Origin of the sequence: Cupriavidus sp. KK10 (assembly GCF_018223725.1) — a bacterium.
Classification (GTDB): Bacteria; Pseudomonadota; Gammaproteobacteria; order Burkholderiales; family Burkholderiaceae; genus Cupriavidus; species Cupriavidus necator.
In genome coordinates this window covers 2,460,109-2,472,425 of the sequence record NZ_CP073677.1, presented here as the reverse complement: position 1 = coordinate 2,472,425, position 12,317 = coordinate 2,460,109, and the positions used below count along the sequence as shown (strand labels likewise).

General features: G+C 67.5%; 10 protein-coding genes. All 10 read left to right on the top strand.

The annotated features are described in order from the left end of the window. The first annotated feature begins 1 nt into the window (after position 1). The 10 genes from KB879_RS11850 (at position 2) to KB879_RS11805 (ending at position 12,229) form a co-directional block, all read left to right on the top strand. Positions 2-766, top strand: coding sequence for an HAD family hydrolase (locus tag KB879_RS11850; RefSeq protein ID WP_153954008.1), 765 nt, complete (start codon positions 2-4; stop codon positions 764-766). Between the two features lies 1 nt (position 767). After that, positions 768-1,493 (top strand): ribulose-phosphate 3-epimerase, encoded by a 726-nt coding sequence (gene rpe, locus KB879_RS11845; RefSeq protein ID WP_211981392.1) that lies wholly within the window; start codon positions 768-770, stop codon positions 1,491-1,493. Positions 1,494-1,550: 57 nt separating this feature from the next. Next, a complete protein-coding gene (locus KB879_RS11840; RefSeq protein WP_013953006.1) occupies positions 1,551-2,645 on the top strand; it encodes a class 1 fructose-bisphosphatase in 1,095 nt (364 codons plus the stop codon). 11 nt (positions 2,646-2,656) lie between these two features. Next, positions 2,657-3,535 (top strand): phosphoribulokinase, encoded by an 879-nt coding sequence (locus KB879_RS11835; protein ID WP_035826731.1) that lies wholly within the window; start codon positions 2,657-2,659, stop codon positions 3,533-3,535. A 40-nt stretch (positions 3,536-3,575) separates the two neighbouring features. Beyond that, positions 3,576-5,585, top strand: coding sequence for a transketolase (tkt, locus tag KB879_RS11830; protein WP_013953004.1), 2,010 nt, complete (start codon positions 3,576-3,578; stop codon positions 5,583-5,585). After that, positions 5,585-6,280 (top strand): phosphoglycolate phosphatase, encoded by a 696-nt coding sequence (gene gph, locus KB879_RS11825; RefSeq protein ID WP_153954010.1) that lies wholly within the window; start codon positions 5,585-5,587, stop codon positions 6,278-6,280. The genes tkt and gph overlap by 1 nt, the downstream gene beginning before the upstream one ends. 59 nt (positions 6,281-6,339) lie before the next feature. After that, a complete protein-coding gene (gene gap, locus KB879_RS11820) occupies positions 6,340-7,350 on the top strand; it encodes a type I glyceraldehyde-3-phosphate dehydrogenase (protein ID WP_211981390.1) in 1,011 nt (336 codons plus the stop codon). Positions 7,351-7,359: 9 nt separating this feature from the next. Next, a complete protein-coding gene (locus KB879_RS11815; RefSeq protein ID WP_013953001.1) occupies positions 7,360-8,598 on the top strand; it encodes a phosphoglycerate kinase in 1,239 nt (412 codons plus the stop codon). Positions 8,599-8,640: 42 nt separating this feature from the next. After that, the gene (fba, locus tag KB879_RS11810; RefSeq protein ID WP_211981388.1) at positions 8,641-9,678 is read left to right on the top strand and encodes a class II fructose-bisphosphate aldolase; all 1,038 of its coding nucleotides are present in this window, start codon (positions 8,641-8,643) and stop codon (positions 9,676-9,678) included. Positions 9,679-9,955: 277 nt separating this feature from the next. Further along, positions 9,956-12,229, top strand: coding sequence for an FdhF/YdeP family oxidoreductase (locus KB879_RS11805; protein ID WP_013952999.1), 2,274 nt, complete (start codon positions 9,956-9,958; stop codon positions 12,227-12,229). Positions 12,230-12,317: the final 88 nt, after the last annotated feature.

Below are 12,317 nucleotides of genomic sequence, written 5' to 3'. Positions count from 1 at the left end.
CATGCAAGCCCTGATTTTCGATGTCGACGGCACGCTGGCCGATACCGAGAGCGCGCACCTGCAGGCCTTCAATGCCGCCTTCGCCGAGGTCGGCCTGGACTGGCACTGGGACGCGCCGCTCTACACGCGCCTGCTCAAGGTGGCCGGCGGCAAGGAACGCCTGATGCATTACTGGCGCATGGTCGACCCGGAAGAGGCCCGTGGCTGCAAGGTGAAGGAAACCATCGACGCCGTGCACGCCATCAAGACCCGCCACTATGCCGAGCGCGTCGGGGCGGGCGGCCTGCCGCTGCGCCCGGGCATCGCCCGCCTGATCGCCGAGGCCGGCGAGGCAGGGCTCCCGCTCGCGATTGCCACCACCACCACGCCGGCCAACCTCGACGCGCTGCTGCAGGCGCCGCTTGGCGCGGACTGGCGCCGTCGCTTTGCCGCCATCGGCGACGCCGGCACCACGGCCATCAAGAAGCCGGCGCCCGATGTCTACCTGGCCGTGCTGGAGCGGCTCGGCCTGCAAGGCGGTGACTGCCTGGCGATCGAGGACTCGGAGAACGGCCTGCGCGCTGCCCGGGCCGCCGGTATCCCCACTGTGGTCACGCCCACCGCGTTCAGCGGGCAGGACTCCTTCGAGGGCGCGCTGCTGGTGCTGCCGCATCTTGGCGACCCCGGCGAACCCATGCCCCAGCACGTGCCCGGCGCGGCGCACCGCTGGGCCGACCTTGCCGCGTTGCGCGCCTGGCACCACGGCACCCTGATCGAGGCGACCTGACATGCATGCCACTGAAACCAACACCGGCCATGGCAGCCAGCGTGCCATCCGCCTGGCGCCCTCCATCCTGTCGGCCGATTTCGCGCGCCTGGGCGAAGAGGTGTGTGCGATCGAGGCCGGCGGTGCAGACCTGGTGCACTTCGATGTGATGGACAACCACTATGTGCCCAACCTGACCATCGGCCCGCTGGTGTGCGAGGCGATCCGGCCGCTGGTTTCCATCCCCATCGACGTGCACCTGATGGTGGAACCGGTCGACGCGCTGATCCCGCTGTTTGCCAAGGCCGGCGCCAACATCATCAGCTTCCACCCGGAGGCGAGCCGCCATGTCGACCGCACCATCGGCCTGATCCGCGACCACGGCTGCAAGGCCGGCCTGGTGCTCAACCCGGCCACGCCGCTGGGCTGGCTCGACCATACGCTGGACAAGCTCGACCTGGTGCTGCTGATGAGCGTGAACCCGGGCTTCGGCGGCCAGGCCTTCATTCCGGGCGTGCTGGACAAGGTGCGCCAGGCACGCGCGCGCATCGACCGGCAGGTGGACGCCGGCGGGCGGCCGGTCTGGCTGGAGATCGACGGCGGCGTCAAGGCCGACAACATTGCCGGGATCGCCCGCGCGGGCGCCGACACCTTCGTGGCCGGCAGCGCCGTGTTCGGCGCGCCCGATGCCGACGGCGGCTACTGGAGCATCCTGCGCCGCTTGCGCGAGGCCGCCACGATCACATAGCGGCCACCCGCACCGGCACTACTCAAGAACACATAGCCAATCTATAGGAGACCTGTCATGCCTGAAGTCCAAAGGATGACCCTGACGCAGTTCCTGATCGAGGAACGCCGCCGCTATCCGGATGCCAGCGGCGGCTTCAACGGCCTGATTCTCAACGTCGCCATGGCCTGCAAGGAAATTGCGCGCGCGGTTGCCTTCGGCGCGCTGGGGGGCTTGCACGGCAAGGCCAGCAATCAAGCTGGAGAAGCAGGGGCCGTCAACGTGCAGGGCGAAATCCAGCAGAAGCTGGACGTGCTGAGCAATACCACCTTCCTGCGCGTCAACGAGTGGGGCGGGTACCTGGCCGGCATGGCGTCGGAGGAGATGGAGGCGCCTTACCAGATCCCGGAACATTACCCGCGTGGCAAGTACCTGCTGGTGTTCGATCCGCTCGACGGCTCATCCAACATCGACGTCAATGTCTCGGTGGGCAGCATCTTCTCGGTGCTGCGCGCCCCGGAGGGTGCAAGTGCCGTGACGGAGCAGGATTTCCTGCAGGCCGGCAGCGCCCAGGTGGCGGCCGGCTATGCGCTCTACGGTCCTACCACCATGCTGGTGCTGACCGTCGGCAATGGCGTCAACGGCTTCACGCTCGATCCCAACCTGGGCGAATTTTTCCTGACGCACCCCAACCTGCGGGTGCCGGCCGATACTCAGGAATTCGCCATCAACGCGTCGAACAGCCGCTTCTGGGAAGCGCCGGTGCAGCGCTATATCGCCGAGTGCATGGCCGGCAAGAGCGGGCCGCGCGGCAAGGATTTCAATATGCGCTGGATCGCGTCGATGGTGGCCGAGGCGCACCGCATTCTGATGCGTGGCGGCGTCTTCATGTACCCGCGCGACTCCAAGGATCCCGCCAAGCCGGGCCGCCTGCGCCTGCTGTATGAGGCCAACCCGATCGCCTTCCTGATGGAGCAGGCCGGCGGGCGCGCCAGCACGGGCCGCCAGACGCTGATGTCGGTGGCGCCGGGCGCGCTGCACCAGCGCATCGGCGTGATCTTCGGCTCGCGCAATGAAGTGGAACGGATCGAGGGCTACCACACCGACCAGACCGATCCCGACCTTCCGAGTCCCCTGTTCAACGAGCGCAGCCTGTTCCGCGCGTCTGCCTGAGGTGCCTGGCCATGTCAGAACGTTATCCCATTATCGCCATCACCGGCTCCTCGGGCGCCGGTACCACGTCGGTGACCCGTACCTTCGAGAACATTTTCCGCCGCGAGGGCGTGAAGTCAGTGGTGATCGAAGGCGACAGCTTCCACCGCTACGACCGCGCCGAGATGAAGGTCAAGATGGCCGAGGCCGAGCGCACCGGCAATATGAACTTCAGCCACTTCGGCGAGGAGAACAACCTGTTCGGCGAGCTGGAGAACCTGTTCCGCTCCTATGCCGAAACCGGCACGGGCATGCACCGGCACTACCTGCATAGCCCGGAGGAGGCCGCGCCGTTCGGGCAGGAACCCGGCACCTTCACCCAGTGGGAGCCGTTGCCGGCCGATACCGACCTGCTGTTCTACGAAGGCCTGCACGGCGGCGTGGTCACCGACTCGGTCAATGTCGCGCAGTATCCCAACCTGCTGATCGGCGTGGTGCCGGTCATCAACCTGGAATGGATCCAGAAGCTCTGGCGCGACAAGAAGCAGCGCGGCTATTCGACCGAGGCCGTGACCGACACCATCCTGCGCCGCATGCCGGACTACGTGAACTACATCTGCCCGCAGTTCTCGCGCACGCATGTGAACTTCCAGCGCGTGCCGTGCGTGGATACGTCCAACCCCTTTATCTCGCGCGAAATCCCCGCGCCCGATGAAAGCATGGTGGTGATCCGCTTTGCCAATCCGAAGGGGATCGACTTCCAGTACCTGCTTAGCATGATCCACGACTCCTTCATGTCGCGCGCCAACACCATCGTGGTGCCCGGCGGCAAGATGGAACTGGCCATGCAGCTGATCTTCACGCCCTTCGTGCTGCGCATGATGGAGCGCCGCAAGCGCGCCGCGCTGTAAGGACCCGACCGTGAAACGCCGACTCGCGAGGATCTTCTGAATGAACGCCCCAGAACGCATCGATTCCGCAGCGCGCTGTGCCAATGCGCTGCGCTTCCTGGCCGCCGACGCGGTGGAGCAGGCCAAGTCCGGCCACCCCGGCGCTCCCATGGGCATGGCCGAGATGGCCGAAGTGCTGTGGCGGCGCCACCTGCGCCACAACCCGGCCAACCCGGCCTGGCCCGACCGTGACCGCTTCGTGCTGTCCAACGGCCATGCATCCATGCTGCAGTACGCACTGCTGCACCTGACCGGCTATGACCTGCCGATGTCGCAGCTGCGCCAGTTCCGCCAGCTGCACGCGGCCACGCCCGGCCATCCGGAGCTTGGCGTGACGCCGGGCGTGGAAACCACCACCGGGCCGCTGGGGCAGGGCCTGGCCAATGCCGTCGGCATGGCGCTGGCGGAGAAGCTGCTGGCCGCCACCTTCAACCGGCCCGGCTTCGACATCGTCGACCATCACACCTACGTCTTCCTTGGCGATGGCTGCCTGATGGAAGGCCTCAGCCACGAGGCCTGCTCGCTGGCGGGAACGCTCAGGCTGGGCAAGCTGATCTGCCTGTACGACGACAACGGCATCTCCATCGACGGCGAGGTGGCCGGCTGGTTTGCCGACGACACCCCGAAGCGCTTTGCCGCCTACGGCTGGCATGTGATTGCCGTCGACGGGCACGATGTGCAGGCCATCGACGCTGCGCTGCACGAGGCCAAGGCCGAGCGCGACCGGCCCACGCTGATCTGCTGCCGCACCGTGATCGGCAAGGGCGCGCCCGCCAAGGCCGGCGGCCACGATGTGCATGGCGCCCCGCTGGGCGCGCCGGAGATCGCCGCCATGCGCACCGCGCTGGGCTGGGAAGCCGAGCCCTTCACGGTGCCGGCGGATGTCGCCGACGCCTGGGACGCACGCGCGCAAGGCGCCGCGCGCGAGGCCGAATGGGAGGCGCGCTTCGTCAGCTATTGCGCCGCGCACCCCGAACTGGCCGAGGAGTTCGTGCGCCGCGTCAAGGGCCGCCTGCCGCAAGGCTTCGATGCCGAGCTGCTGGCGTTGCTGGACGCGCCGTCGCCGCTGCAAGGCAAGATCGCCACGCGCAAGGCATCGCAGCTGTGCCTGGAGGCGCTCACGCCCGCCTTGCCCGAGCTGCTGGGCGGCTCGGCCGACCTGACCGGCTCCAACCTGACCAATGTCAAGGCATCGGTCTGGGTCAACCATGCCGGGCATGGCAACTACGTGAGCTATGGCGTGCGTGAGTTCGGCATGGCCGCCGCCATGAACGGCATTGCGCTGCATGGGGGGCTGATCCCCTACGGCGGCACCTTCATGACCTTCTCGGACTATTCGCGCAATGCCATCCGCATGGCGGCGCTGATGCGCCTGCGCGTGGTCCACGTGCTGACCCATGACTCGATCGGGCTGGGCGAGGACGGTCCCACCCACCAGCCGGTGGAACACGCCGCCAGCCTGCGGTTGATCCCCAACAACCAGGTCTGGCGTCCCTGCGACGGCGCCGAGACCGCGTATGCGTGGCTGGCCGCGCTGCGGCGCGAGGATGGCCCGAGCTGCCTGGTGCTGTCGCGGCAGGCGCTGATGCCGTTCGAGCGCAATGCGGCCCAGCGCGCGGAGATTGCGCGAGGCGGCTATGTGCTGCGCGATGTGCCGGCGCCGCGCGTGGTGCTGATCGCCACCGGCTCCGAGGTGGAAATCGCCATGCGCGCGGCACTGGACCTGGCCGATGCCGGCATCGCCGCACGCGTGGTGTCCATGCCCTGCGTGGAGCTGTTCTACGCGCAGGACGTGGCGTACCGGGACACCGTGCTGCCGCCGGGATTGCCGCGCGTCAGCGTGGAGGCGGGCGGCACCTGGTTCTGGCGCGGCGTGGTGGGCGAGCAGGGCCTGGCGCTGGGCATCGACAGCTTCGGCGAATCTGCGCCGGCCGAGGCGCTGTACCAGCACTTCGGCCTGACCCCGACGCATGTCGCCGCGGCCGCGCGCGTGCTGCTGGAGGAGGCGTGATGGCTACCACATCCATGCCCTGCACCGCGGTGCTGATCGACCTGGACGGCACGCTGGTCGACAGCGCGCCCGACATTGTCGAGGCCGCCAACCGCATGCTGGCCGACCTCGGCAGCCCGGCATTGCCGTTCGACACCGTGGCCGGCTTTATCGGCCGCGGGGTGCCCAACCTGGTGCGGCGCGTGCTCGAGACCGCCGGGCTCGCGGCGCAGGTTGAGGCTGCCGATGCCGTGACGATGTTCCACCGCCACTATGCCGAGACCAACGGCCGCCTCGGATCGGTGTTCCCGGGCGTGGAGGCAGGCCTGGAGGCGCTCAGGCGGCAGGGCTACCGGCTTGCCTGCGTCACCAACAAGCCGAGCGCGCTGGCGGTGCCGCTGCTGGCGCTGACCGGGTTGTCGCAATACCTGGAAGTGCTGGTGGCGGGCGACTCGATCGCGCAGATGAAACCGGACCCCGAACCGCTGCGGCACGCCTGCAACCTGCTCGACGTCGATCCGGCGCAGGGCGTGCTGGTGGGGGATTCGGCGGTGGACGTGGCGGCGGCGCGCGCGGCCGGCATCCCGGTCTGCCTGGTGCGCTATGGCTACGCCGGGCCCGGCGGGCCCGCGGCGCTGGGCGCCGACGCGCTGCTCGATTCGCTGGAGGCGTTGCCGGCGCTGCTGACGCCGGCGCGGCTGGCGCCAGCAGCCTGATGTTGCGCCGGCGCGCCAGCGCGACCGGCAAGGATACCAAGACAAGTAAAGGAGACAGCATGACTATCAAGGTTGCCATCAACGGCTACGGACGCATCGGCCGCAACGTGCTGCGCGCCCACTATGAAGGCGGCAAGCGGCACGATATCGAGATCGTCGCCATCAACGACCTCGGCAACGCGGCCACCAATGCGCACCTGACCCAGTACGACACCGTCCACGGCCGCTTCCCGGGCGAGGTCTCGGTCGACGGCGATGCCTTCCGCGTCAACGGCGACCGCATCCGCGTGCTGGCCCAGCGCAACCCGGCCCTGCTGCCGTGGGGCGAGCTGGGCGTGGACGTGGTGATGGAATGCACCGGGCTCTTCACCAGCAAGGAAAAGGCCTCGGCCCACCTGAAGGGCGGCGCGAAGAAGGTGATCATCTCCGCCCCCGGCGGCAAGGACGTGGACGCCACTATCGTCTACGGCGTCAACCACGGCGTGCTGAAGGCCAGCGACATGGTGATCTCCAACGCCTCGTGCACCACCAACTGCCTGGCGCCGCTGGTCAAGCCGCTGCACGAGAAGCTGGGCGTGGTGAACGGCCTGATGACCACGGTGCACTCCTATACCAACGACCAGGTGCTGACCGACGTCTACCACGAAGACCTGCGCCGGGCGCGCTCGGCCACCATGTCGATGATCCCGACCAAGACCGGCGCCGCCGCCGCGGTCGGGCTGGTGATGCCTGAGCTGGACGGCCGGCTGGACGGCTTTGCCGTGCGCGTGCCGACCATCAATGTGTCGCTGGTCGACCTGTCCTTCGTGGCGGCGCGGCCCACCACGGTGGAGGAGGTGAACGGCATCCTAAAGGCAGCCGCTGAAGGCGAGCTCAAGGGCATCCTGGACTACAACACCGCGCCGCTGGTCTCGGTGGACTTCAACCACAACCCGGCGTCGTCCACCTTTGACGCCACCCTGACCAAGGTTAACGGCACGCTGGTCAAGGTGTCGGCCTGGTATGACAACGAATGGGGCTTCTCCAACCGCATGCTGGATACCGCGGTGGCGCTGGCCCACGCACGCTAGCAGGTTGCCATGATGAGCCTATCCCATGCTACGAACCCGCAACCGAAACCCGCGGCGGCGCCGCACACGCTGGCCGCACTGCTTGCAGCAGGCGGACTGGCTGGCAAGCGGGTCTTTATCCGCGCCGACCTCAACGTCCCGCAGGATGCAGCGGGCGCCATCACCGACGACACCCGCATCCGTGCTTCCGTGCCTGCCATCGCGGCCTGCCTGCAGGCGGGCGCCGCGGTGATGGTCACCTCGCACCTGGGCCGGCCGCAGGAGGGCGCGCCCGACCCGCGCCACAGCCTGGCACCGGTGGGCCGCCGCCTGTCGGAACTGCTGGGCCGCCAGGTGCCGCTCTTGTCCGGCTGGACCGAGGGCGGCTTCCAGGTGCCGCCCGGGCAGGTGGTGCTGCTGGAAAACTGCCGCATGAACACGGGCGAGAAGAAGAACAGCGACGAACTGGCGCAGAAGATGGCCGCGCTGTGCGATGTCTACGTCAACGACGCCTTCGGCACCGCCCACCGTGCCGAGGCGACCACGCATGGCATCGCCAGGTACGCCCCCATCGCCTGCGCCGGCCCGCTGCTGGCCGCCGAGATCGACGCGCTGGGCAAGGCGCTGGGCCAGCCGGCGCGTCCGCTGGTGGCAATCGTGGCGGGCTCCAAGGTTTCGACCAAGCTGACCATCCTGAAGTCGCTGGCCGACAAGGTCGACAACCTGATCGTCGGCGGCGGCATCGCCAATACCTTCATGCTGGCCGCCGGCCTGAAGATCGGCAAGTCGCTGGCCGAGCCTGACCTGCTGGCCGATGCCAGGGCCATCATCGACATCATGGCTGCCCGCGGCGCCTCAGTGCCGATCCCGGTCGACGTCGTATGCGCCAAGGAATTCAGCGCCACCGCCGAGGCTACCGTGAAGGACGTGAAGGACGTGGCCGACGACGACATGGTCCTGGACATCGGCCCCAAGACCGCCGCCATGCTGGCCGAGCAACTCAAGGCCGCCGGCACCATCGTCTGGAACGGCCCGGTGGGTGTGTTCGAGTTCGACCAGTTCGGCAATGGCACCAGGGTGCTGGCCCAGGCCATCGCCGAATCGAAGGCGTTCTCGATCGCCGGCGGCGGCGACACGCTGGCGGCCATTGCCAAGTACGGCATTGCCGACCGCGTGGGCTACATCTCCACGGGCGGGGGTGCGTTCCTGGAATTCCTGGAGGGCAAGACGCTGCCCGCGCTGGCCGTGCTGGCACAGCGCGCCGCCTGAACCCGACCTCACCGATTCTGCAATCAGTAAAGGAGCTTCATCATGGCACTCATTTCCTTGCGCCAGCTGCTGGACCACGCGGGAGAGTTCGGCTACGGCGTGCCGGCTTTCAACGTCAACAACCTGGAACAGATCCACGCCATCATGGAGGCGGCCGAGGAAACCGACAGCCCGGTCATCCTGCAGGCCTCCGCCGGCGCCCGCAAGTACGCCGGCGAGGCTTACCTGCGCCATATGGTGCTGGCCGCGGCCGAGACCCATCCGGACATCCCCATCGTGCTGCACCAGGACCACGGCTCCAGCCCGGCGATCTGCCAGGCCTCGATCCGCTCCGGCTTCACCAGCGTGATGATGGACGGCTCGCTGCGCGAAGACATGAAGACCCCGTCCGACTACGACTACAACGTCGACGTCACGCGGCGCGTGTGCGAAATGGCGCATGCGATCGGCGTGTCGGTGGAGGGCGAACTGGGCTGCCTGGGCTCGCTCGAAACCGGCCAGGCCGGCGAAGAGGACGGCGTGGGCGCGGCGGGCACGCTGTCGCACGACATGATGCTGACCGACCCGGCCCAGGCGCGCGACTTTGTCGCCCGCACCGGCGTGGATGCGCTGGCGATTGCCATCGGCACCAGCCACGGCGCCTACAAGTTCTCGCGCAAGCCCACCGGTGACATCCTGGCTATGGACCGCATCCGCGAGATCCATGAGCAGATCCCTGACACCCACCTGGTGATGCACGGCTCCAGCTCGGTGCCGCAGGAATGGCTGGAGATCATCCGCCAGTACGGCGGCGACATCAAGGAGACCTACGGCGTGCCGGTCGAGGAGATCCTGCGCGGCATCAAGATGGGGGTGCGCAAGGTGAATATCGACACGGATATCCGCCTGGCGATGACCGGGGCGATCCGCAAGTCCTTGTCCGACGACCGCAGCGAGTTCGATCCGCGCAAGGCGCTGCTGGCGGCCAAGAAGGGTGCGAGGAGCGTGGTCAAGCTGCGCTTCGAGGCCTTCGGCTGCGACGGGCAGGCTTCGCGGATCAAGCCGGTGCCGCTGGAGCGGGTGGCGAAGCTTTATTCCTGAAGGCGCCGCCCGGTGGGCGAATGGCGGAGATCAGCAAAGTGGGCCGTCTGCAGTACCACGAACCCACGCATACGCTCCCCTCTCCCGCGCGCGGGAGAGGGGTGGGGGTGAGGGCCGGAGCATCAACGAAGTAAAAGCCGTCGGTATGCCTGGGCCTGCCCTCACCCCCGGCCCCTCTCCCGCAAGCGGGAGAGGGGAGCAAACCGGCGGCAGGAACAGCACGCGTGACTAACCCCAACGCCGTCACCAGCAACCTGGCGCGGCACAAGGAGCAAACATGGCCAATCGACGCGAAGTGCCTGGTATCCGGAAGTACGACGGTCCCGCCGGCGGCTGGGGTGCGCTGAAGGCAACCGCCACGGCGATCCGGACGCAGATGGATACCGTCAAGGCGCCGATCACGCTGATGCGGACCAACCAGCCTGACGGCTTCGATTGCCCCGGCTGCGCATGGCCCGACAAGGAGCACCGGTCGACCTTCCAGTTCTGCGAGAACGGCGCCAAGGCCGTGACGTGGGAGGCAACCACCAAACGGGTGCCCCCCGAGTTCTTTGCAGCCAATACCGTGTCGTCGCTGTTGAACCGCACGGACTACGAGCTCGAGGACTTTGGCCGGCTGACGCATCCCCTGGTCTACGACCGCGCCACCGACACCTTCCGCGCGGTGGAGTGGGAGGCAGCCTTCGCCCGCATCGGCGAGATCCTGCGCGGGCTGACGCCGGACCAGGTCGAGTTCTATACCTCGGGCAGGGCCTCCAACGAGGCCGCCTACCTGTACCAGCTGTTCGCGCGGGAATATGGCACGAACAATTTCCCCGATTGCTCGAACATGTGCCACGAGCCCACCAGCGTGGGCTTGCCGCGCTCGATCGGCATCGGCAAGGGCACGGTGTCGCTGGATGACTTTGACACGTGCGAGCTGATTATTTCGATCGGCCACAACCCGGGCACCAACCACCCGCGGATGATGGGGACCTTGCATGAGGCCTCGCGCCGCAAGGTGCCGATCCTGGTGTTCAACCCGCTGCGCGAGCGGGCGCTTGAGCGCTTCGCTGACCCGCAGAACATGGTGGAGATGGCCACCTATGGCTCCACCCGGATTGCGTCGTCCTACTTCCTGGTCCGCGCCGGTGGCGACGCTGCCGCCATAAAAGGGGTGATGAAGGCGCTGCTGGACCTGGAGGCCAGCCAGGGCAATGTGCTGGACCACGACTTCATCGCGGTCCACACCGAGGGCTTTGAGGCGCTGGCCGACGATCTGCGGTCGACCGAATGGGCGGATATCGAAAAGACCTGTGGCCTGACCCGCGCGGACCTGGAGCTGGTGGCGGCGGCCTATGCCAAATCGAATGCCACCATCGTCACCTACGGCATGGGCGTGACCCAGCACAACGAAGGCACGGCCAATGTGCGCCTGCTGTGCGACCTGCTGATGCTGCGAGGCAACTTCGGCAAGCCCGGCGCCGGCATCTGCCCCTTGCGCGGCCACTCCAATGTGCAGGGGAACCGGACTGTCGGCATTACCGAGAAGCCGTCGGCCGGCTTCCTGCAGCGGATCGAGGACACCTTCGGCTTCAGCCCGCCCGCCGGACACGGGCACGATGCCGTCAACGCGATGCAGGCGATGATCGACGGCAAGTCCAGGGCGCTGTTCTGCCTGGGCGGGAACTTCGCGGTCGCCTTGCCTGACCCCGAGCAGTGCTTCCCCGCCATGGGCAAGCTCGACCTGAGCGTGCATGTCGGGACCAAGCTCAATCGCACCCACTTGCTGGTGGCCAAGGAGACCTATGTGCTGCCTTGCCTGGGCCGCACCGAACTGGATGTGCAGGAGACCGGGCCGCAATCGGTGACGGTGGAGGATTCGATGTCGATGGTGCATGCGTCGGCCGGCAAGCTCGCGCCGGCGTCCGAGTTCCTGCGCTCCGAGCCGGCCATCGTGGCGGGCATGGCCACCGCGACCCTGCCTGACAGCAAGGTGCCATGGCTGGAACTGGTTGCCGACTACGACAGGATCCGCGACCTGATCGAGAAGACGGTGCCCGGCTTTGAGGACTTCAACACGCGCGTGCGGGTCCCTGGCGGATTCCGCATGCCCTTGCCGCCAACCGAGCGCAAATGGGAAACGCCGTCGGGCAAGGCCGAGTTCTATGTGTTCAAGGGGTTGCATGAAGACAAGGAAGTCCTTGCCGACGATGTCCTGCGGCTGGTGACGATCCGTAGCCATGACCAGTACAACACCACCATCTATGCCATGGACGACCGCTACCGGGGCGTGTTCGGGCGGCGCGACGTGCTGTTCATGAACCCAGCCGACCTGGCCGCGCGCGGCCTGGAGCATGGCGACCTGGTCGACATCGAGACCATCGCTGCGGGCCGGCAGCTGCGTTTCGAGAAGATCACTGCGATTGAATATGAAATTGCGCCCGGCTCCGTCGCCGCCTACTATCCGGAGGCAAATAGGCTGGTGCCGCTCGACTACATCGACGAGGACAGCGGCACCCCGTCCTACAAGTCAGTGCCCGTGCGCGTGGTGCGTTCGGAGGTGACGTAATGGCAGGCCAGCCCACCATCACGTAAGCACGGCTCATGCCCGCTTTTTAGCGCCGCTGCGCGCGGCCCTGAGCGCGCGCAACGTCCCC

Excerpts from the sequence above, each read along its gene's own strand:
- rpe (WP_211981392.1), top strand. The coding sequence starts at position 768 with ATGCATGCCACTGAAACCAACACCGGCCATGGCAGCCAGCGTGCCATC.
- KB879_RS11835 (WP_035826731.1), top strand. The coding sequence starts at position 2,657 with ATGTCAGAACGTTATCCCATTATCGCCATCACCGGCTCCTCGGGCGCC.
- KB879_RS11850 (WP_153954008.1), top strand. The coding sequence starts at position 2 with ATGCAAGCCCTGATTTTCGATGTCGACGGCACGCTGGCCGATACCGAG.
- KB879_RS11840 (WP_013953006.1), top strand. The coding sequence starts at position 1,551 with ATGCCTGAAGTCCAAAGGATGACCCTGACGCAGTTCCTGATCGAGGAA.
- fba (WP_211981388.1), top strand. The coding sequence starts at position 8,641 with ATGGCACTCATTTCCTTGCGCCAGCTGCTGGACCACGCGGGAGAGTTC.
- KB879_RS11815 (WP_013953001.1), top strand. The coding sequence starts at position 7,360 with ATGATGAGCCTATCCCATGCTACGAACCCGCAACCGAAACCCGCGGCG.
- KB879_RS11805 (WP_013952999.1), top strand. The coding sequence starts at position 9,956 with ATGGCCAATCGACGCGAAGTGCCTGGTATCCGGAAGTACGACGGTCCC.
- gap (WP_211981390.1), top strand. The coding sequence starts at position 6,340 with ATGACTATCAAGGTTGCCATCAACGGCTACGGACGCATCGGCCGCAAC.
- gph (WP_153954010.1), top strand. The coding sequence starts at position 5,585 with ATGGCTACCACATCCATGCCCTGCACCGCGGTGCTGATCGACCTGGAC.
- tkt (WP_013953004.1), top strand. The coding sequence starts at position 3,576 with ATGAACGCCCCAGAACGCATCGATTCCGCAGCGCGCTGTGCCAATGCG.